General features: G+C 37.2%; 21 protein-coding genes and 1 pseudogene. 13 read left to right on the top strand and 9 right to left on the bottom strand.

The features are described 5' to 3' along the window. Nucleotides 1–10: 10 nt before the first annotated feature. From KIM67_RS11260 to KIM67_RS11240, 6 genes and pseudogenes are all read left to right on the top strand, one after another. Complete coding sequence (locus KIM67_RS11260) at nt 11–1,408, top strand: RagB/SusD family nutrient uptake outer membrane protein (RefSeq protein WP_213831427.1); 1,398 nt, start codon at nt 11–13, stop codon at nt 1,406–1,408. 116 nt (nt 1,409–1,524) lie between these two features. Next, nucleotides 1,525–2,409 carry a PIG-L deacetylase family protein gene (locus KIM67_RS11255; protein ID WP_213831426.1) on the top strand — a complete coding sequence of 295 codons (885 nt, stop codon included), beginning with the start codon at nt 1,525–1,527 and terminating at the stop codon, nt 2,407–2,409. Nucleotides 2,410–2,435: 26 nt separating this feature from the next. Continuing rightward, the gene (locus tag KIM67_RS11250; protein ID WP_213831425.1) at nt 2,436–3,704 is read left to right on the top strand and encodes an MFS transporter; all 1,269 of its coding nucleotides are present in this window, start codon (nt 2,436–2,438) and stop codon (nt 3,702–3,704) included. 1 nt (nt 3,705) lies between these two features. Continuing rightward, nucleotides 3,706–4,557 carry an ROK family protein gene (locus KIM67_RS11245; RefSeq protein WP_213831424.1) on the top strand — a complete coding sequence of 284 codons (852 nt, stop codon included), beginning with the start codon at nt 3,706–3,708 and terminating at the stop codon, nt 4,555–4,557. Nucleotides 4,558–4,622: 65 nt separating this feature from the next. After that, nucleotides 4,623–5,309, top strand: a pseudogene (locus KIM67_RS18790) (hypothetical protein); the annotation flags it as partial. Between the two features lie 39 nt (nt 5,310–5,348). Then, nucleotides 5,349–7,274, top strand: a complete 1,926-nt coding sequence (locus KIM67_RS11240) for a hypothetical protein (RefSeq protein ID WP_371815736.1) — start codon at nt 5,349–5,351, stop codon at nt 7,272–7,274. Nucleotides 7,275–7,365: 91 nt separating this feature from the next. Here KIM67_RS11240 and KIM67_RS11235 read toward each other — a convergent pair whose 3' ends face one another. The 6 genes from KIM67_RS11235 to KIM67_RS11210 form a co-directional block, all read right to left on the bottom strand. Then, nucleotides 7,366–7,968: a hypothetical protein gene (locus KIM67_RS11235; RefSeq protein ID WP_213831422.1), complete on the bottom strand. Its 603-nt coding sequence runs from the start codon at nt 7,966–7,968 to the stop codon at nt 7,366–7,368. Between the two features lie 190 nt (nt 7,969–8,158). Further along, on the bottom strand, nt 8,159–8,434 hold the full coding sequence (locus tag KIM67_RS11230) for an ATP-dependent Clp protease adaptor ClpS (RefSeq protein WP_213831421.1): 276 nt from the start codon (nt 8,432–8,434) through the stop codon (nt 8,159–8,161). A 20-nt stretch (nt 8,435–8,454) separates the two neighbouring features. Beyond that, nucleotides 8,455–9,282 carry a 50S ribosomal protein L11 methyltransferase gene (gene prmA / locus KIM67_RS11225; RefSeq protein ID WP_213831420.1) on the bottom strand — a complete coding sequence of 276 codons (828 nt, stop codon included), beginning with the start codon at nt 9,280–9,282 and terminating at the stop codon, nt 8,455–8,457. Between the two features lie 15 nt (nt 9,283–9,297). Beyond that, nucleotides 9,298–10,047: a triose-phosphate isomerase gene (gene tpiA, locus KIM67_RS11220; RefSeq protein ID WP_213831419.1), complete on the bottom strand. Its 750-nt coding sequence runs from the start codon at nt 10,045–10,047 to the stop codon at nt 9,298–9,300. A gap of 29 nt (nt 10,048–10,076) precedes the next feature. Continuing rightward, nucleotides 10,077–11,171, bottom strand: coding sequence for a BT_3928 family protein (locus KIM67_RS11215; protein ID WP_213831418.1), 1,095 nt, complete (start codon nt 11,169–11,171; stop codon nt 10,077–10,079). Next, on the bottom strand, nt 11,168–11,710 hold the full coding sequence (locus tag KIM67_RS11210) for a DUF1599 domain-containing protein (protein WP_213831417.1): 543 nt from the start codon (nt 11,708–11,710) through the stop codon (nt 11,168–11,170). Before KIM67_RS11210 ends, KIM67_RS11215 begins: the two co-directional genes overlap by 4 nt. Nucleotides 11,711–11,806: 96 nt before the next feature. Here KIM67_RS11210 and folP point away from each other — a divergent pair, with 96 nt between their 5' ends. The 3 genes from folP (at nt 11,807) to KIM67_RS11195 (ending at nt 14,235) form a co-directional block, all read left to right on the top strand. Next, a complete protein-coding gene (folP, locus tag KIM67_RS11205) occupies nt 11,807–12,640 on the top strand; it encodes a dihydropteroate synthase (RefSeq protein WP_213831416.1) in 834 nt (277 codons plus the stop codon). Nucleotides 12,641–12,684: 44 nt separating this feature from the next. Continuing rightward, the gene (cdaA, locus tag KIM67_RS11200; RefSeq protein WP_213831415.1) at nt 12,685–13,470 is read left to right on the top strand and encodes a diadenylate cyclase CdaA; all 786 of its coding nucleotides are present in this window, start codon (nt 12,685–12,687) and stop codon (nt 13,468–13,470) included. A 147-nt stretch (nt 13,471–13,617) separates the two neighbouring features. Beyond that, a complete protein-coding gene (locus KIM67_RS11195; RefSeq protein ID WP_213831414.1) occupies nt 13,618–14,235 on the top strand; it encodes a DUF3667 domain-containing protein in 618 nt (205 codons plus the stop codon). Here the strand turns inward: KIM67_RS11195 and KIM67_RS11190 are convergent, their stop codons facing one another. Both KIM67_RS11190 and truA read right to left on the bottom strand, forming a co-directional pair. Continuing rightward, nucleotides 14,236–16,008, bottom strand: coding sequence for an ABC transporter ATP-binding protein (locus tag KIM67_RS11190; protein ID WP_213831413.1), 1,773 nt, complete (start codon nt 16,006–16,008; stop codon nt 14,236–14,238). After that, nucleotides 16,001–16,747, bottom strand: coding sequence for a tRNA pseudouridine(38-40) synthase TruA (gene truA / locus KIM67_RS11185; RefSeq protein ID WP_213831412.1), 747 nt, complete (start codon nt 16,745–16,747; stop codon nt 16,001–16,003). The genes KIM67_RS11190 and truA overlap by 8 nt, the downstream gene beginning before the upstream one ends. An 87-nt stretch (nt 16,748–16,834) precedes the next feature. Here truA and KIM67_RS11180 point away from each other — a divergent pair, with 87 nt between their 5' ends. Beyond that, complete coding sequence (locus KIM67_RS11180; RefSeq protein WP_213831411.1) at nt 16,835–17,329, top strand: metallophosphoesterase; 495 nt, start codon at nt 16,835–16,837, stop codon at nt 17,327–17,329. Between the two features lie 133 nt (nt 17,330–17,462). On the opposite strand, the gene KIM67_RS11175 is transcribed toward KIM67_RS11180, so the two are convergent. Then, complete coding sequence (locus KIM67_RS11175) at nt 17,463–17,873, bottom strand: DUF4293 domain-containing protein (protein WP_213831410.1); 411 nt, start codon at nt 17,871–17,873, stop codon at nt 17,463–17,465. A 191-nt stretch (nt 17,874–18,064) separates the two neighbouring features. Here KIM67_RS11175 and rho point away from each other — a divergent pair, with 191 nt between their 5' ends. The 3 genes from rho to KIM67_RS11160 all read left to right on the top strand — a co-directional run bounded on the left by rho (nt 18,065) and on the right by KIM67_RS11160 (nt 21,650). Then, on the top strand, nt 18,065–19,645 hold the full coding sequence (gene rho, locus KIM67_RS11170) for a transcription termination factor Rho (protein WP_213831409.1): 1,581 nt from the start codon (nt 18,065–18,067) through the stop codon (nt 19,643–19,645). Between the two features lie 143 nt (nt 19,646–19,788). After that, nucleotides 19,789–20,463 carry a hypothetical protein gene (locus KIM67_RS11165; protein WP_213831408.1) on the top strand — a complete coding sequence of 225 codons (675 nt, stop codon included), beginning with the start codon at nt 19,789–19,791 and terminating at the stop codon, nt 20,461–20,463. A 932-nt stretch (nt 20,464–21,395) separates the two neighbouring features. Next, nucleotides 21,396–21,650 (top strand): DUF2306 domain-containing protein, encoded by a 255-nt coding sequence (locus KIM67_RS11160; protein ID WP_250149238.1) that lies wholly within the window; start codon nt 21,396–21,398, stop codon nt 21,648–21,650. Nucleotides 21,651–21,687 lie beyond the last annotated feature (37 nt).

Genomic DNA, 21,687 nt, shown 5'->3' with positions numbered 1-21,687 from the left:
ATTGTAGAAGATGAAAAAAATAATCATAATACTAGTAACGTTCAGCGTATTATCAGCTTGTAGCGATAGCTTTACGGAGTTGGCACCAATTTCAAACCGAAACGAAGCAGATTTCTTTAACACAGTAGATGACTTTATCGCATCGCTGAACTCAAGTTATGCAGGGCTGCAAGATGATGGAGTTTATGGTAGAGCCTATTGGACCATGTTCGAGATGCGTTCGGATAACACCGACCAAGGACCTGATGCAACAGGATTGGCAAGACAATTTACCGAAATAAACGCATTCACAGAGGATCCTTTAAATGAACAAATAGATGCAGGATGGAGTGGTTCTTACCGAGTTATTGCCAATTGTAATGTTATTTTGTCTAGAATAGAACCTACAGAAATAGATGCAGGATTAAAGAACCAGATTACAGGAGAAGCACTCTTTCTGCGATCTCTTATGTACTATCATTTGGCGGTAGCCTTTGGAAATATCCCATTACAACTCACCCCTTTTATTCCTGGTGATGAATTGGTTCAAGTGGATGCTAGTACAGTGTATGCACAATTGGTCTCGGATTTGGAGATTGCAGAGTCCAATTTACCTATCTCCTACCCTGTAAGTAATATAGGCAGGGCCACAAAAGGGGCCGCAGCTACTTTACTGGCAAAAGTATTGCTCACTATAGGTCAAGATTCTGATGCGGAAACTGTTTTACGAAGAATAATCAGCGATTACAATTATGAGCTGGTGCCTAACTATGCGGACTTATGGGGGGCAGCAAATGAGAACAATTCCGAATCTATATTTGAGGTACAATTTATTAGTGGTGGTATTGGACAGGGAAGTGCTTTTACCAATGATTTTTCACCAAGTTCCGATTTACAAACAGGTCAAGGTTTTGGAAGAAATAGGCCTACTGCTACTTTGGAAAATGCTTATGAATTAGGAGACTTAAGATTTGAACCTTCTATGGGAACTGAATGGATCAATGTAGATGATGAAGTTGTCGTTCAGAATTATGTAAGAAAGTATGAAAGTGATCCACCAACAGAAAATGATTCCGATATAAACTTCGTGGTTTTTAGATATGCGGATGTATTGCTTATGCTGGCCGAAGCTTTGGGAGAATCACCGGAGAGCTATGGTTTGATAAATCAAGTCAGAAATAGAGCTGGTCTTGACCCGATCGATGCCGGCACACCAGGCACGTTTGAAGAAAAACTTTTGGACGAAAGACAGGTTGAACTAGCCTTTGAAAATCATCGTTGGCCAGATTTAAGAAGATTCGGTGTAGTAGTCGAGAAATTGATCGAAGCTGAGGCTGATGTGATATCGGAAAGCGATATCAGAAACCTGTATTTTATACCACAGCGGGAATTGGACATCAACCCAGATTTCATTCAAAACGATAATTAGTTGTAGTTAATTGAATTTGATTAGTCATCATTTACTAAAATTTTGCCTGCTTATGCTTTCATAAAAAGATGATAGTCAACAACTAAAATCAAATTCGTAAATAAAAGAATCAGATAATGAAAAAACTTTTAATAATTGTATGTATGTGCGCTGGATTTTTGATTCAGGCACAGGAGAAAAAAGTACTGAATATCATAGCCATCGGAGCACATCCAGATGATTGCGACTCCAAATTTGGAGGCACAGCGGCCCTCTTCGCCAAGATGGGGCATAAGGTAAAATTTGTTTCCCTGACCAATGGCGATGCGGGCCATCAATCTCAAGGAGGCGGTGCGCTCGGTAAACGAAGACGGGCAGAAGCCAAAAAAGCTGCAGAAATTTTGGGGATTGAATATGATGTGCTGGACAACCATGACGGGGAATTGATACCAACGCTTAACGTTAGACATCAAGTAATACGGAAAATTCGCGAGTGGGATGCAGACATTGTTTTAGGACTTCGTCCCAATGATTATCACCCAGACCATAGAAATGCCGGCATTGCAGTTCAAGACGCTGCTTATCTTGTTATCGTTCCTAACGTGACACCAGATACGCCCCCTTTAAAAAAGAATCCGGTTTTCTTATATATGAACGATCGTTTTAAAAAACCATATCCATTTTCAAAAGACATTGCCGTAGTAGTGGACGAAGTTATCGATAAGAAGGTAAATGCTTTGGCCGCGCACGACTCCCAAATGTTTGAATGGTTACCTTGGGTGAGTGGTGCGGATATGAGTCAAGTCCCTTCAGGTGAAACAGAACGTTTCAGCTGGTTAAAAAACAGATGGGCAAAAGAAAGAAAATGGAATGAACTTGATACGAAAGCAATAAAGAAATGGTATCCAGAAGCAGCAATTTCAGATGTTAAGCATGTTGAATTTTTTGAAATATGCGAGTATGGAAAACAACCGACAGATGAAGAAATAAAGCTACTTTTTCCGATGGTCGGCAAGAAATAATCCTAACCCACTAAACAACCAAACGAATGGATAGCAAAAAAACAACTCCAAAAAAGTACTACCATATCATAGCGTTGGTGATGCTGGTGTTCTTTGTCATCTCTTTTATCACCAATATACTCAATTCAATAATTGTAGATGTCAAGAATAGCTTTGACCTTAGCTTAACAATGACCGGCCTGCTTCCTTTCGCTTTTTTTATAGCATATGGAGTAATGTCCATTCCAGCTGGGTTTTTATCTGAAAAGTATAGCGATAAAACCTTGTTGTCATTATCCTTTTTATTCATGGCTTTGGCTTCTTTGGGTTTTGCATTTTTTCCAGGTTATGTGGTCTTTAGTATTACGTTGTTTTCCTTAGGCTGTTGTATGGCAGTGCTGCAAGTTATCATAAATCCTATGTTAAGAATTGCTGGTGGAGAAGAACATTTTGCTTTCAATTCCGTTTTGGCACAACTGGTTTTCGGACTGGCTTCTTTTTTGAGCCCTTTTCTTTATAAATACATAGTAGATACAAACTCTGACGAAATGGGGTTGGCAAGCTTCATAAGAGGTCTGGTACCTAAAGATTTACCATGGGTGGGTCTCTATATGATTTTTTCAGTGATTGCTCTATTCCTATTAGTAGTGGTCTTTTTTACCAAATATCCAAAATATGAAAAGAAAGAAGATGAGGTCGCAGGAGATAAAAAGTCGTATTTCAGCCTTCTTAAGAACAAATGGACTGTCCTTTTCTTTCTAGGCATATTCTGCTACGTAGGAACCGAACAAGGTGTGGGCAATTGGATTTCCCAATTTCTTAATCAATATCATGGTTTGGATGCTCAAACTGTTGGGGCGGATACCGTAGCCTATTTTTGGGCGATGCTTACCATTGGTTGCCTACTAGGTTTATTGTTATTGAAAATTATGGACAGTAGAAAACTGTTGATCGGGGCTACGTTGGTCACCATACTATTTTTGGTTCTGGCACTTACTGGCAGCGCAAAGGTTGCATTGTTCGCTTTTCCAGCAATAGGTTTCTTTATTTCGGTCATGTGGTCTATTATATTTTCTTTGGCACTTAACTCTGTGCGGGAAAATCATGGATCCCTTTCAGGAATATTATGCACAGGAATTGCCGGTGGAGCAGTCATTCCATTTTTGGTAGGGGCCTTGGGTGAGGTTACCAGTCTGAAAACAGGTATGTTCTTTTTGCTCATTCCTTTAGCATTTATTTTGTCCATTGGTTTTTTCGCAAATCCACTGATAAAAAACAAAACCATTCAGTTGAAGACCAAACAAAGTGATCAATAAAATGGAAGTAATAGGCGTGGATATAGGAGGAACCAATATTAAATCAGGTCTCGTAAAAGAAAGACTGGTCCAGGATCAGTTCAATATAAATGTAAATACAAAGGATTCTGAACAGCAGACCTATGAACGTTTATTTAGATGTATCGATAGCTTAATTTCCAATAACACCAAAGCTATAGGTATTGGGGTGCCTGCCGTAGTAGATGCTGCCAAAGGAATTGTATACAATGTTCAAAATATCCCCGCTTGGAAAGAGGTGCATCTGAAGAAAATTCTACAAGAAAAATATGAAATCCCAGTTTTTGTAAACAATGATGCCAACTGCTTTGCGATGGGAGAAAAATTATTTGGAAAAGGAAAACAGTTTAAAAATTGTATCGGTCTTTCTATAGGTACTGGTTTAGGCATGGGAATCATTATCGATAATAAAATCTATAACGGAGTTCTTTCGGGAGCTGGGGAGATAGGAATGGTACCATATAAAAAAAGCATTTTAGAACAGTACACAAGTAGTTTCTTTTTCACCAAAAAACACGGATTAAGTGCAAAAGAGGTTCATGAAATGGCAAAAAAGGGCAATAGTACTGCCTTAAATACCTTCTTTGAATTTGGTGAGCATTTAGGGCAAGCCCTCAATACCATTTTATATGTATTGGCACCTGAAGCAATAATTTTAGGAGGTTCCATAAGCAAGGCTTACTCTTTTTTCAAAGAATCCATGATGAAAACGGTAAGCTCATTTGCCTACCCAGAACAACTAAAGAATTTGAAAATTGAATTATCTGAATTAGCAGAATCAGCCATTTTAGGAGCGGCAAGTCTATGCTTTCAAAAATTAGAAAAAATAAAATAAGAATAATGACTTTACAGCACTGTACACTTTATAAACAAATAGTGTTGGTTAAAAAGATTTTATAAATGAAGAACACTATACTGTTAACAATGATTTGCATTTCTTTGAATGGATTTGCTGTTGAAAGGAAAAAGCTCAGTATTGCCATTGAAAATAATATAGAAGGTGCACCTATAACACTCGGGATTCCTTTTCCAAAAGGAGAACTGTATTCAAGAGACAATGTTCGCCTATTAAATTCCAAAGGTAAAGAGATACGGTGTCAGACCACAGAGGTATCCACTTGGGAACCTGCTGATAACAGTATTAAATGGATTTGGGTGTTTTTCTTCTCTGAAGCAGAATCCAATTATGTTTTGGAGTATGGAAGTGATGTTATTGCATTGGAATCAAAAGAACGAATAATCTCTACAAACAATATGAGACCCCGTGGCGGTATTAAAGTAAATACCGGGCCATTATCCTTTTCTTTAAATAAATTAGGAAATGGGTTCTTGGATGAGGTATATCTAGATTCCAATCAAAATGGAAAATTTGAAAGTACTGAACTAATAGCTTCTTCTCCCAAAGACAATAGAGGGACTTTTTTAGATATTTTGGACGATTCCGGAATCGATATTTCTAAGGCTGTCATCAATGAAGTGTTCAGAGAGAAAGGTTCAGGTCCAATGCACATGATATTCAGGGTCGAGGGTACATATGTTTACGGAAGAGCGGACAACAATATATCCCCGTTTACAATCAGGTTGCATACCTATGTCGGAAAATCATATGTAAAAGTTTTACATACCATGACGTATACAGGTATTCCAGATAAGCACAAGAGACAGAAGGGCGAACATGCTAATATTGCGACACAAAACAAAGAAATTTTATCTGAAGATACTGCTGATGACCCAGGATGGACCCAGTCGAACGATCAAATTGCGGCATGTGGCCTACAGTTAAAATACCATTTAGAAGAAGAGACCGAAGTTTCAATGCCCTTATTTAAAGGTAATTGGGATGCAGTATCATCGACGCAAAAAATAGAAAAACTAAATATTGATAAAAAAGTAAGCTTGCTGCAAAGAGGCCCTAAAAGAAATAATGGCGCAAGTGCAAAAAGTTTATTTACGGGCAAATCTGAAAAGAACAAAGACATAGGTCCGTCTTCTACCGATAAGTCCTTGTTTAAAGCAACCATCACTAAAGACAAAGAAGTAATCACCGAATCGCAAAGAGCAAAAGGATGGATTAATGTTTCTGATGCTACCAAGGGCATATGTATTGGAATCAAAAATTTCTTAGAAGAGTACCCAAAAGGAATTGAAGTGGACCCAAGTTCAAAAATGCTCAGAGGAAATATTTGGCCATTAGAAAATGGCCCAATGAACTTTGCTAGAAAAGACACGGAACTCGACGGGCAAATGCTAGACAATTTTGCTCAGGGTATCACCAAAACAACTGAGTTTATTTATTATTTCCATGATGGTCAATCAGATGCTGTTATCAATCAAAAAATGGACTATGTGCTTAGTAGTCCAGTAGCCCATACTTCACCAGAATGGTATACCGCATCTAAGGTATATGGCAATATGGCACCTTATTCCAATAAATACCCAGAATTTGAAAACGCCTTGCAATACAAGTACGAATGGTGGTCTTTCAATCAACAAAAACAACCTTGGTATGGCATGTTTGACCATGGTGATGGAAAAACATACTTCTTCAACAATAAATGGGTACAGTGGACCAATAATGAGCCTACGGTTGATTTTATGTTGTGGACCAACTTTATGAGGACCGGCAATGCTAAATATTATCATATGGCCCAAGCTATGAGCAGGCACACTATGGATGTGGACAACATACATTGGCCAAAAAAAAGAAAATACTTGGGGCAGATTAATGATGCTATAGATTTTTGGAATTATGAAGATGAACCAAAGTCGACGCCTTATTTAGGAATTGGCCGCAGACATGCAAACGAGCACTGGCACGCTTTGTTGAGTGCGCATGTATGGATACAGGGATGGATTGCATCATATTATATCTCTGGCGACCATCGCGCTCTGGAAGTTGCTAAAATGACCGGTGACACCTACTTGAAACGTATTTGGGGAGAACACGATTTAAGAGGAAGAAGATTATATCTATCTGTCCTCAATCTTGTAGAATTATACGATGCTACTAAAATTGTCAAATACAAAAAAGAATTGGATGAACGGGTAGATTTAATGTTAGATTTTCAAAAAGAGCAGGGTGGAAACCTATTGTTGGATAGGTATGGGTATGGTCAAACTTATGTAACGCAGAGTTTATATAAATATTACCAACTCACAGGTGAAGAATGCGTTAAAAATGCATTGTTGAAACATGCCCATTGGGTCAGGGACGTACCTCCCTTAAATCACGAAATGGAATCGTACTTTGCCTCTATCCATCCTTTATTGATAGGTTATGAATTTAGCGGACACGATACCTTCTTGAAAGAAGCACTGGAACGCTCAGAGTTACTCAAAGTAGGGAAATTATCAAAACGTAGTGATGAATTCGAAAGTGTGGAATCCTACAATGAAGCATTGTTAAAAGTTTCCAATCTTCCAAAAAGTAAAAAGCGTTTTACCAATTGGCAAATAAACCAAGGGTTACGAGTTTTTGGTTGGACGCATGCCTATAATATTCCTTATTTGCTGTTTTGGATGGATAACACCGACTCTAGAAAAACAAAATAATAGTTTAGTTGATTTTTATCCCATATGGGGTCAAACCAAAAAAAGCTCTCAATTAAATCGAGAGCTTTTACGGTTTAGTGTATGCTTAACTTTAGTTTTTTAATGAATCTAACTCTAACCTTGTTTGGCTTAACTCTAGTTCCAAACGTTGGTTTTCTTGAATGTATTTTGAACGTAATTGTTGTATTTCCCTAATAAATTCGTCTTTTTGAACATATTCAGGTTCCATTAGTACTCCTTTCAATACACTAAAAAGTGTAAACAAGAAACTGATAACCACAGCAGAAACTAGAAAAATAAGTAATGTTTTCTCTCTTTTAAAAGTTTGCGAATTCTTCTCAAGGAGTAATTTTTCGTCCTTCGATAATTTACGGTCACCAGAAAGTTGATTCAAAAAAACATCCCATTTTTCTTCTTCTTTAACGTGCATGTCCATAAACCCGCCTTCATTCAAAAAAACCTGGGTTTTGGGCGTAGAGGCAAGAATAAAGACTTCAACCCCATTTCCACTCATCACATCCAATAAATCAGAATCATGATCTCGGATATCTTTTATCAATTTTTCAACGAAGTCCAAACTATAATTGGGATGCAAAAATTCATCGTAAAGCACTTTTATTTCAAAATAATCCCTGCGACTTAATGCATACTTTAAAAAACGGTCTTTAAGTTCTGCTTTAAAAAATTCGCCCATTTTCCAAGTAAGAAAAATTAAAGGTTTGGTTTATTGGTCAAAAACAAAGTTAGTGTAATCAAAAGCGGTAAAACCTACTATCCATGTAAAGAATTTATAACTTTTACCATCATTAAACGTAACGTAATCATAAATTGACATTATTTTCAATATACTATTTTGAAAACATGGCATGATAACAATTCTGGCACTAGATTATTTCCGCATTAAGTCCAGCTTGAAGTAATTTGGAGCATCTTGGTTTTAAATAGGTGTACTCACCGGTTTTTACGGTACACTTCCCATTATAATGTACGATTAGAGAACATTGCTCGGCTTGTTCAGGTGTATGCTCGCATACGTTCATAAGCGTTTCGATAACGTGGTCAAAAGTATTTACATCGTCATTGAACAGTACTATCTCGTTCTGGTTTACCGTTTCTTCTTCTAATAGTAATTCTTCCGATACTTTTTCCTTGATTCCCATGGTGCTACTATTAATCAAAACTAATTTACATATTTTACAGAAATCCAATTATTCTTTTCCATTTTTTTTTCAAATTCTAAACCATAGGCCACACATTTTGAGGAAATTGCATCTAAATCGCTTAAATAGAAGCCACTCAAAAAAAGTGTTCCATTCGTATTTAGACAATTAGCGTATATGGGTATATCTTCAAGTAAAATATTTCTATTGATATTGGCAAGTACGACATCATATTTTCTCATGGTCAACAAACTGCTATCACCTTGGTATACGTTAATTTGATTACAATTGTTTCGTGTTACATTTTCTTTGGAATTCAAATAACACCATTCATCAATATCAATGGCATCTACTGTATCTGCCCCTTTCATTTTGGCAAGGATTGCCAAAACTCCGGTACCACAGCCCATATCCAATACGGATTTTCCTTTGAAATCCATATCTAAGATATGTTGCAACATCATATGCGTAGTTTCATGATGGCCTGTTCCAAAGCTCATTTTGGGCTCAATGACAATGTCATATTCAACAGCAACAGCATCGTGGAACGGTGCTCTTACCATGCACCTATTCCCTACTGCAATTGGGTGAAAATTATTTTCCCATTCCTCATTCCAATTTTGCTGCTTAATTTCGGTATGTGACCATGTAATATCAAAATCTGGATTTTTGAGGATGAAGACATCTTCCAGAACAGTCTCTTTCCATTCAGATTTTAAAATGTAAGCCAAAAGCCCAGAGTCGTTTTCCACAAAACTTTCAAACCCTACTTCACCAAGTTCCGCAATCAGGATATCTGTAGCGGGTTGTTTGGGAGCTACTGTAAAACTGTATTCAATGTATACCAAACCGCGTTTTGAAGTTTAAATAGCCTTGATAATGTCCACAAAGTCGTCCGCCTTTAAAGCAGCTCCTCCTATTAGACCACCATCTACATCTGGCTTTGAAAAAATCTCTGAAGCATTTGAAGGTTTTACGCTTCCTCCATATAAGATAGAAACCCCATCTGCAATGGAATTTGTAAAAGCCCCTGAAATTGTTTTTCGTATAAAAGCGTGCATTTCCTGGGCTTGCTCCGGGCTTGCTGTTTCACCTGTACCAATTGCCCAAACAGGTTCGTAGGCCAATATAATACTGCTCCATGCCTTGCTATCCAAATCAAAAAGTGCATTTTTTAACTGGCTTTCCACAACTGCAAAATGATTATCAGATTTTCTATCTTCTAACTCTTCACCAAAGCAGAAAATGATTTTCATGCCTTTTTCCAGTGCAGTTTTTACTTTTTTGCTCAATAAATCGTCCGTCTCTCCAAAGAGCGAACGTCTTTCAGAATGGCCAAGAATTACCATATCTACTTCAATGTTCAATAACATATCAGCAGAAATCTCCCCAGTGTACGCACCGTTTTCCGCATAATGCATATTCTGCGCTGCCACTTGTATCGTTGAGGATTGTAGGCTTCTCTTTGCGGCAACCAAGTTCACAAATGTTGGTGCTACAATAACATCAGCATCCGTATCGGGCAACTTTGCCGATAAACTCGACAGCAAAGTCTCTGTTTCTTCAAGGTTTTTGTTCATTTTCCAATTTCCTGCTACTATCTTGGTTCTCATATGTTATTGTTATTTTGTTATGTAGTGTATTAGAATACTAATTTGTTCAAATCATTATAATGTACTTTTTGTAAGATGGTCCCTCTTTCTAGAACCAGCACGGCAGGATTAGAGCGTACAATAGTTTTCAGTGCCGTTTCATCCGTAAAATAAAAGTCGAAATTCAAGCCAAACTTCTCTTTTATTGCATTTGCCCTATCGACGCTGGAAGCAGACATTCCAACCACTTTATATCCTTTCCCACTTGCTATTTTGGTCACTTTGGATACTTCTGAAAAAACACTGGTATTGCTCTTTGCCAAATCGTACGCTATTACCATGACCAACTTATTCTCCTCCAAAATTTCCGAAGCCATATCTTGACCATCCCGTTCAATGGTGAAATCATGTATTGGAGGCTCATAACCTTCTTGTATCTCTGTAGTTTCCACATCTATAAATTCACCATCCACTTGTGGGTACTCGCCATTCGTCACAACAATCTTATCATCACCGTTGACTTTAAATCGCCAAGCATACTCATAAATAGCCTTGGCAGCATCTTCTGGCACGCTCATTCCTTCTTGAATGTTCGCTCCAATTTTATAGGGCCTAAAATCCACCGAAGGAAGGTGGTTCAATACGTGATTGGCAAACAAAGTACAAGCGATCAAGGCTATTCCACCAATAATCCAATTGATTTTGGTATTAAATATTGGTTGGATATACTTTTTGCCCAAAAACAAAATGAGGATAAAAACCAGAAGAATTATATCTTTTGCGAAAGATTCCCATGGTGTAAGCTTTACGGCATCGCCAAAACAGCCACAATCGGTTACTTTATTAAAATAGGCAGAATAAAAGGTTAGAAATGTGAAGAATACTATCATTAAAAGTAAACTCCAAACCGTAAATTTTGGTTTGAACCCGATCAACAACAGTACACCTAAAATCACTTCAACGATAACCACAAAAATGGAAATACCCAAAGCTAAAGGCATCAAAAAAGGAAGGTCCAATACGCCTTGGCTGAAATATTCTTCCAATTTAAATGAAAAACCAACTGGATCATTCAGTTTTATGAGTCCACTTATAATAAACAAAATCCCAACAAAAATTCTGGAAATCCAAACCAAATACCTCATGATTTTTCATTTAAATGAATTAAGGCAAAAACCGCATAATTGATAATATCTTGGTAATTGGCATCTATTCCCTCACTTACCAAAGTAGCTCCTTTGTTGTCCTCGATTTGTTTTACGCGAAGTAATTTTTGAAGTATTAAATCCGTTAAGGAGCTCACCCGCATATCTCGCCATGCTTCACCATAATCATGATTTTTGTTCTCCATCAATGTTTTGGTCGTGGTCACTTCTTTATCGTAGAGTGAAATTGCCTCATCCACCTTCAAATCTGGTTGTTCCGCTACTCCTTTTTCCAACTGAATCAACGCCATAATGGAATAATTTATGATTCCAACAAACTCCGATTGTTCCCCTTCATCGACCTTACGCACTTCGTTTTGCTGCAAACCGCGTATACGCTGGGCCTTTATAAAAATTTGGTCTGTCAGGGAAGGAAGCCGTAATATCCTCCATGCCGTGCCGTAATCTTTGCTTTTCTTGAGAAATAGTTCACGGCAGGTCTTAATCACGTGGTCATATTGTTGGGAAGTCTGCTGCATGTATTCTTGCTAATTTGCGTAAATTTCGTCAAAACTGAAATGCTTTGACAAACAGTATGTCAAAGATAATCAAACCCAATAAAGTGCGTATTTTTTATGACCATAAACTGTAAAGGAACCCTTATCGATTTTACCGTCCCAAAAATTATGGGAATTCTTAACCTTACACCAGATTCCTTTTATGATGGAGGAAAATATAAAGAGGACAGCGGTATTCTTGCGCAAGTTGAGAAAATGCTAAAGGATGGCGCTACCTGTATAGATATGGGCGCCTACAGCTCCAGACCTGGTGCCGAGCATGTGCCTGAAAATGAAGAACTGAAACGATTGATTCCGATTATTACCCTAATCCTCAAACAATTTCCGGAGGTAATAATTTCAGTGGATACGTTCCGGAGCAAGGTTGCTTCTGAAAGTATAGCGCATGGAGCTGCATTAATAAATGACATTTCTGCAGCGAATTTAGATTCCAAAATGCTGGATGTTGTAGCGAAATATCAGGTTCCCTACATTATGATGCATTTGAAAGGCACCCCGCAGTCCATGCAAAAACAGGCAGTTTATGATGATCTATTAAAGGATCTGTTGTTTTACTTTTCTAAAAAAATAAATGAAACTACTTCTAAAAAAATAAATGACGTTATCATAGACCCCGGATTTGGTTTTGCCAAAACAACAGAGCAGAATTATGAGCTCTTGAATCACTTAGATTTGTTCAGAACCTTTAAAGTTCCTATTATGATTGGTTTAAGTAGAAAATCCATGATTTACAAAATATTAAAATCTTCGCCAAAAGAAGCGCTTAATGGCACTACAACGCTACATACGGTCGCATTATTAAAAGGTGCCAATATTTTAAGGGTGCATGACGTTAAAGAAGCATATGAATGCATAAATCTTATTGAAGAGTTGAAAGCAAATAGCCAGTAATTTTTGATTCTGCTATTTTTGTTAATTTTACAAAAACACCGCGGTTGGATTTCCTAAATTTTATTGAATTTAAAATCACAGATGTCATAGACATTGTGCTTGTTGCCGCGATGTTGTATTACATCTACAAATTGGTAAAGGGTACGGTCGCCATAAATATTTTTATTGGTATTGTCATCGTCTGGGCCTTATGGAAGTTAACGGAACTGCTACAAATGAAGATGATCAGTAGTATGGTGGGCGGATTCATGAATATTGGGTTAATAGCCCTTATCATTGTTTTTCAACAAGAGATCAGGAAATTTTTATTAATGGTCGGTTCTACCAATTTTGCTTCTAAACGAAACTTTATCCGTCATTTTAAATTTCTTAGACAAGAGACCATGTCAACGGATACCAATGTAGAGGCCATTATAAATGCATGTAAAAAGATGGGGGTCAGTAAAACTGGCGCGCTTATCGTAATTGAAAGGGCCAATTCCCTTGATTTTATAAAGTCTTCTGGGGATAGCATGAATATTGAAATCACCCAACCTATTTTAGAAAGCATTTTTTTTAAGAACAGTCCGTTACATGATGGCGCTGCCATTATCCAAGATAATTACATTACAGCTACCAGAGTAATTCTACCTGTTTCCAATGACCGTACCATTCCTTTGCGCTTTGGCCTACGGCACCGTGCTGCAGCAGGAATCACAGAGAAGACAGATGCCATTTGCTTGGTGGTAAGTGAAGAAACCGGAGCTATTTCTTATATTAAGAATGGCGAGTTTGTCCCATATAAAAATAAAGAAGAACTCATTGATTTCATTAAAAAAGACTTAGAATAAATGGGGTGCAAAAACTGTAACAGCTCACTTAGATCAGATTATAGTTTTTGTCCAATTTGTGGCGCAAAGGTTGTTAAGAGCAGATTATCCTTAAAGAACATTTGGCAAGATTTAAGCTTTCAGGTATTTAATTTGGATAATACCTTCTTGAAAACATTTCGCCATTTATTATCAAAACCAGATACGGTAATCCAATACTACGTTTCTGGAACACGAAAAAAATACATGAATCCCATAAGCTACTTTGCCATAGCGATAACACTATCGGGACTTTTGTTTTTTGTTCTTAGAAACATATATGAAATAGACCTTACACAAAGTAGTTTTTCTGATAATCAAACTACGAATTTGGATTTTGTTTATGATTATCAGGGTCCGATTTCATATCTCTTCATGCCCGTGTATGCATTAATGACCTGGTTACTATTTATTGATAAGCGCAAATTCAACTATACGGAACATTTGGTGACCAACGCTTATATAACCGCACAAACATCTTATGTTCAAGTACTGATATGCCTTCCCCTATTTGGATTTTTTGACATTAGATATGATGTTTTTAATGGGATACTCTTAATCGCAGTCGTCATTTATCAGTTTTTCATTTTGGGGAAAATGCACCAAACTGGATTTTTCAGTACTTTTTTTAGAGGTTTTGTTTATCTAATATTATTTATGATCATTACGATAATGTTAGGAGTATTAATAGCGGCAATCGCATTGGTATCAGGCTATATGTCTTTAGAAGATTTTATCGCTAAATAGTTAGGCAACCTCTTCAGCCAAGAATTGGGCTTCATAAAGATTACTATAATATCCACCTTTTTTTAGCAATTCCTTATGCGTACCTGTTTCTACAATCTGCCCAGCATCCATTACTATAATTTTATCGGCCTTCTTAATTGTGGCCAAACGATGCGCGATGATAATAGAAGTTCTGCCTTCCGTAACCTTATCCGTAGCTTGCTGTATCAATTGCTCTGAATAGGTATCGACAGAGGATGTAGCTTCATCCAAAATTAGAATACTTGGGTTGCTTACATAGGCTCTTAAAAAAGCAATCAATTGTCGTTGTCCACTAGAGAGCATGGTTCCACGTTCTTTCACATTATAGTGGTAGCTACCTGGTAAACTCGAAATAAATTCGTGCACTCCAATCTGTTTCGCCGAAGCTTCAATAGTAGAAAGCTCTACAGAAGATTCTCTAAGTGAAATATTATTGGCTATCGAATCGGCAAAAAGAAAAACATCCTGTAATACGATGGCAATATGGGAACGGAGTGATTTTAAGGAATAATTGCGAATAGTATGGCCATCGATTAAAATATCACCAGAATTTATTTCATAAAAACGATTCAATAAATTGATAATGGTTGATTTTCCCGCTCCCGTGGCACCTACAATGGCTACGGTTTGGCCTGCTTCGACCTTGAATGAAATCCCATGTAAAACTTCTTCATCCGCTACATAACCAAAACGTACATTGGAAAATTCTATATCACCCTTCACATCTTCTTTTTCCAAAGTCCCAGTATCTGCAATCTGGCTTTCAGTATCTAGAATCTTGAATACCCTATTTGCAGCAACCATTCCCATTTGTAATGTATTGAATTTATCCGCTATTTGTCGCAAAGGACGAAACAATAGATCCATCAAGAAAAAGAAAGCAAAAATAGACCCGGTATCGTTTAAAGCCACATTTTCAATATTCTGAATCACACCAAAATAGACCACTAAACCAATACCGATAGAATAGGAAATCTCCGCTATGGGGAAAAATATGGAATTGTACCACACTGTCTTCAACCAAGCATTTTGGTGTTTCTCGTTGATTTTTCTAAACTTCTCTTTTTCAATTTCCTCTCTATTGAAAAGCTGTACAATTTTCATTCCTGCAAGTCGCTCTTGGACAAAGGAATTAAGATTTGAAACCTGTGCCCGAACCTCTATAAAGGCAACCTTCATCGCTTTTTGGAACAAACGCGTTGCTATAAGAATAACAGGAAGAATAGCAAAAACGATAAATGCCAACTTCCAATTAATGAGTATCATGACCGTAGCACCAGAAACCATCTTTAACAAATCTGCTACAATAACAAAGAAACCCTGACTAAATATCTCACCTATACGTTGCATATCTGCTACGGCACGGGTAACCAAGACACCAATGGACGAATTATCAAAATAGGTCATCTTAAAACCCATCATCTTTTGAAAAAGTCGTACCCTAATATCCTTTATTACGGATTCTCCCAAAAGGTTTGCATAATAATTAAAGGAAAGTTGGCAGACAACTTGCCCAAATAAGGCGCCCAGCATTGCCAATACTACATAAAACAATAACTCGCTATCTTTATTGGATAAGGCCTCGTTTATGATATCCCGTACCAAGATCGGCGTAAGAACAGCAAAAGCAGCTGAAAGAATTGCAACAATGGCTACGACCCAAAAAATTGTTTTGTATGGTGTGGTATGCTCAAAAATTCTTTTGAACAGTCCAAAATCAAAAGCGGTTCCTGTTTCCTCGGTTTTACTCATTAAAAATTGCTGTGGGGTATAAGATTTTAGTCAAATATAATCCTTTTGCAGGGACGGAAAACCCAGCTTCCTCCCTATTCTTACTTGCTATTATTATTTTGATTTCTTCTGGTTGCATTTTACCTTGACCAACATCTAACAGGGTACCCACAATGGCCCGTACCATATTCCGAAGAAATCTATCTGCCGTGATAGTAAATATCAATTTATCGTTTGTAGCAATCCAAATAGCCTTCGAAATCTTACAATTGAAGGTTTTTACATCTGTATTGGACTTGGAGAAACATTCAAAATCTGTGTAATCCATTAAAAAAGAAGCTGATTTGTTCATTGCCTCTAGATTTAGAGGATGTCTAACGTGATATGCAGTATCCGAATAAAAAGGACTTTTTTTTTGAACTATCCAATATTCATAGGTCCGCTCCGCAGCATCAAATCTGGCGTGGGCATGTTTTGTAACATGTTCAATCGCTTCAACGGCAATATCCTCGGGAAGAAACGCATTGAGCCGAAACACTAAATCTTTTGTATTACCAATCGCACCATATTCAAAATGAGCATACATTTCTCTAGCATGCACTCCAGCATCCGTTCTACCAGCGCCCAAAACTTCAATTTTTTCGCGCAATAAGGTGGACAATGCCTTTTCCAATACTTCTTGTACCGTAATAGCATTGGGTTGATTCTGCCACCCATGGTATGCTTTTCCGAAATAGGAAAATCGGATAAAATATCTCAATTGAATGCCTTATTTTTAAGTCATTAAAGATACTTAATCCCATCCAACAGAAATCCAACATTCTTTTTTTAGGAAATTTTTAGCGTTATGACCAAAATTTTATTGCTTTCGGACACTCATGGCCACATAGATAACACCATTTTAAAGTACGCGGCGCAAGCAGATGAAATTTGGCATGCGGGCGATATTGGAGGCTTACACATCACGGACAAACTGGAAAGGATTAAGCCAATACGAGCAGTGCATGGTAATATTGATGACCATATTATACAAAACGAATTTCCAGAGAACAATCGTTTTTTTTGCGAGGATGTTGATGTTTGGATAACCCATATTGGAGGCTATCCCAATAAATATAATGTTAGGATAAGGGAAGAAATCAGGAAGAATCCGCCAAAACTTTTTATTTGTGGGCATTCGCACATATTAAAAGTGATGAACGATAAAAAATTGAATTTACTCCACATGAACCCGGGCGCTTGTGGAAAACATGGGTTTCACCAAGTCCGTACAATGTTACGATTTACGGTAGACGGTTCTAAAATAGCCAATCTTGAGGTTATAGAACTGGGCAAGCGCTAATCTTTTTAATTATCCAATACGGTTAGAACTATTGTCTTTCTATGCATTATAAACTTTACAGAATAAAGCTGCTAATAAAAAATCCCGGCCTAGGCCGGGATTTTCTCGCACTAATACTACTAAGATGTTAGGTTCAACGTAAGCGATCAACAGATTTTACAAGATCTTCATCCTTTTTGATAGCTCTGTTGGCCAGAACCAGAAAAACGATAGAAAATACAGGAATCAACATCCCAATACCCTTCTCAGAAACAATAGTTTCTCCGGATAAGCTTAGCGATCGATAAACGAAAAATCCTAGTAAAAAAAGGTTCAATATCATATTCAATCTGTTTACTACAAATTGATTTTGTCTGTTTTTGTACATGAAAATCGAAATCACGGCCAAAACTGCGGATGCATAAAATACAATACTTATCCATAATTCATTTTTGGCGAAAAACTCAACCCCATCCCCATTAATCCACAAACTAAAAATAAATGGAAGAACTCCAGCCATTAAAGCTACAATAACAAGAAATAACGTCTGGATTCGCTGAATCATTGTTTAAATCGATTTCGGAAAGCAAAAATAAGCGTCTTTTTGGTAAATGACCCTTAATCTTGAAAAATAATTTGTATACTTGTGTCGTTATTAGCGAAGCACTTACCCAAGGAAACTTTCCTATCGTAGTACCCAAATAACTTTTTACTTCAATTATTCACGTTATACAAGTTTAACCTATTCATAACTTAATGTTCGAGATTTCAGATCTAAAAGCTAAAAAGCTTCCTGAGTTACAGGAAATTGCAAAAACCCTCAGTGTTCCAAAATTCAAGACACTCAAAAAACTTGATTTGGTCTACCAAATTCTGGATACGCAAGCATCCAATCCAAAAGCCGTACAAGAAACTGACATGGTGGCCAAGGAAAAACCTGCTCCAAAACCAAAAAGAGAAAGAGCTCCACGACCTAAAAGAGAACCAAAAGAGACTGTTGCCAAAAAGCCTGCCGAAAGTAAGGCAGCAGAAACGGAACCGGTAGCTAAGAAAGAAGATAAGCAACCGGAAAAAAGAGAGCCGCACAAACAAAGTGGGGCTCAAAAAAACCAAAACAATAACAGAAGGAACAATCAGCATCAAAGGAATAGCGGCCATGAAAAAAAGAGCAGCAATTTTGATAAAGATTTAAAAAACAGGTACAAAGAACCCGAATTTGAGTTTGATAGTATTATCGAAAGTGAGGGCGTACTTGATATTATGCAAGATGGTTATGGCTTTTTGCGTTCTTCTGACTATAATTATTTATCCTCTCCTGATGATATTTACGTCTCGCAATCACAGATTCGACTGTTTGGCCTAAAGACCGGAGATACGGTACTGGGAAATGTTAGACCTCCAAAGGAGGGAGAAAAATATTTTCCTCTTATCAAGGTAAGTAAGATAAATGGATTGGATCCACAAGTGGTCCGTGACCGTGTATCTTTTGAACACCTAACACCATTGTTTCCAAAAGAAAAATTTAAGTTGGCCGAGAGACAAAGCACATTATCAACGCGTATAATGGACTTGTTCTCCCCCATTGGAAAAGGACAGCGTGGCATGATCGTTTCCCAACCCAAAACGGGAAAGACCATGTTGTTAAAAGATATTGCCAATGCCATAGCCGCCAATCATCCTGAGGTTTATCAAATCATTCTTTTGATAGATGAACGTCCAGAAGAGGTTACGGACATGCAACGTAACGTACATGGAGAAGTTGTTGCCTCTACATTTGACAAGGAAGCTACAGAACATGTTCGTGTTGCCAATATCGTGTTGGAAAAAGCAAAACGTTTGGTAGAATGTGGCCATGATGTTGTTATCCTGCTGGATTCCATTACAAGATTGGCACGTGCCTACAATACCGTACAACCTGCATCTGGAAAGGTGTTGAGCGGTGGTGTTGATGCCAATGCCTTACATAAACCAAAACGTTTCTTTGGAGCGGCACGTAATATTGAAAATGGCGGGTCACTATCTATAATAGCTACAGCTTTGACAGAGACAGGTTCTAAAATGGACGAGGTTATCTTTGAAGAGTTTAAAGGTACGGGTAACATGGAACTACAATTGGACAGAAGAATTTCTAACCGAAGAATCTTCCCAGCTATTGACCTTATTTCTTCATCAACGCGAAGGGATGACCTTCTGCTGGATGAAACCACTATTCAACGTATGTGGATCATGCGAAAATATTTGGCGGATATGAATCCTGTTGAAGCTATGGAGTTCATGGAACAACGTATAAAGCAGACCAAGAACAACGAAGAATTTTTGTTGACGATGAATCAATAATTTCCATATTGGAATAATGATATCAATTACCATTACAAGACCCTTTGATGAAATTCAAAGGGTTTTTTTATACCTCCATTTTATAGAAATGCCATATCTTTAGTACGGTTTCCCATACTATCAACACTAAAAACACTTACAACATGAAAAACACCAAAAAAGCAGCACCATTCCTCCTAGTTTTTATCCTATTGTTACTAGGTGCTTGCCAACCAAAACAAAAGGAAAATCCAAAAGAAGAACCTGAGGAAGAGCCCAAAGAACATGTAGAGCCTCCCAAACAGATTATCTCCTTAACGGAATCGAAATCACTATATGATAATTATGGTACGAACCGCGTGGAAGCCATACAACAATATGAAATGACCACAAATAGGGACGAGAACTTTAAACCATCCAGATTTACTTCTTTTGATTATAAGACCATGAAACAGTACATGGCCTTTATAGAACAAGAGGCTGAAGCTGCCAACGTGGATATTTCTACCTTGCGTTTCTATTTTGCCACTTATCCCAATAAAAGACGATTTCCAGACGGTCAAAGGGTGGTCCATCCAAGACAAAACTCGCTTTTTATGCTGCCCACCATGAAGGTTAAAGGCTTGGATTATGGATTCTATATTGGTGCCGACGGCAAAGCAAAACTTGTTAAAGATGCAGTAGGTATAAATGGAGTGCAAGATTCTATACAACAAGCCAATGGAACAGCCCAGGCAAGTTTTATGCCTTCTTTGACTACAGCTCCGCTAATGCAAGGAGAGCAGAGCTTGACCATGAATCATGGAAATTCCTCTCCCCCACCATCTGGTGATTTTTAATTAAAATATGACACAGGAGCTACTGCGTTTTATAAAAAATCAGTTTTTTACAATCATATATCTTATCACTTGGTTGGTAGCTGTATACAGATATAGGAGGTACTTTGATACTGTATTAAAGTATCTCCCTATCCTTATCATTTATACTTTTTTTACAGAACTTTTGGGTTATTTTATAAAATATCATGACGATTTTCAGTTCTTTTCAGATAATCGATACTCGCATTTCAATGTAATTATCTATACTGTTTATCAAATAATATTTTTTCTTTTTTTTTATAGGGTTTATTGGAAAACCCTAGTTAACAAAAACTCAAAAAAAATAATCCAATATGGAGCCTTAATAAGCATGGTTGTTTATATAATAAGTGCTTTTTTTCAAAATCCTTTTCTCAAACCGTTAAACTTTGCGCACTCATTTGGGTCAGTAGTTTTAGTTATGGGTTTGATTTTCTATTTCAAAGAAAAAAGTGCTGAGAAAAATCTTTTTTCCAAAAAAAGCAACTTGCTCTACTGGATAAGTATAGGCTTGTTCCTATTTTATGTATTTTTTCCTTTTATTGTACTCTCGGATTATTTAAAGTTTGACGTATCCATCCAATTTCATCTTAGAACAGTGCTGTTGACCGCTATAGTTTTAATGTATTCATTTTTTATAATCGGTTTATTATTAGGGAAAAGACAGGCATTTAGATAGTCTTTTCTTTACACAGTTTATCGCCTATAAACAACAATTGGGAAACCTTTTGTGCTGGAACTTCTGTGATTTTTCTTCCTTTGAAAAAGCTAAACCATGACAACTATATATCTGTTCTTAATGTATATTCACCTTTTTACGGTCGTTCCCTGCATATTTTTGGGCGCATATCTTTTTATCGGTAAAAAAAGGAACAAAAAAACAAAAAAACATTGGAAAGGTTTATATGGGCCTTATGTTTTTCACCGCACTCGTCTCTTTGTTTTTACCTGCACAGGTTGGCAGCCAGTTTCTAAATCATTTTGGTTTTATACATTTCTTTAGTTTTTTAACCTTGTATACCGTTCCAACAGCAATAACCGCTATAAGGAAGAAAAATGTAAAAGCACATAAGCGCAAAATGGTCTTGCTATATTTTGGGGCATTGATTATCGCTGGGGGCTTTACATTGGCTCCAGGCCGGTTTTTACATGAAGTATTTTTCGGATAGCATCAATACACCACTACTTTAGCTTCTTTCACAACTT

Origin of the sequence: Flagellimonas sp. 389 (assembly GCF_018449435.1) — a bacterium.
Taxonomy (GTDB): Bacteria; Bacteroidota; Bacteroidia; order Flavobacteriales; family Flavobacteriaceae; genus Flagellimonas.
Note: the sequence above shows the minus strand (reverse complement) of the source record. Positions and strands in the feature narration are given on the sequence as shown.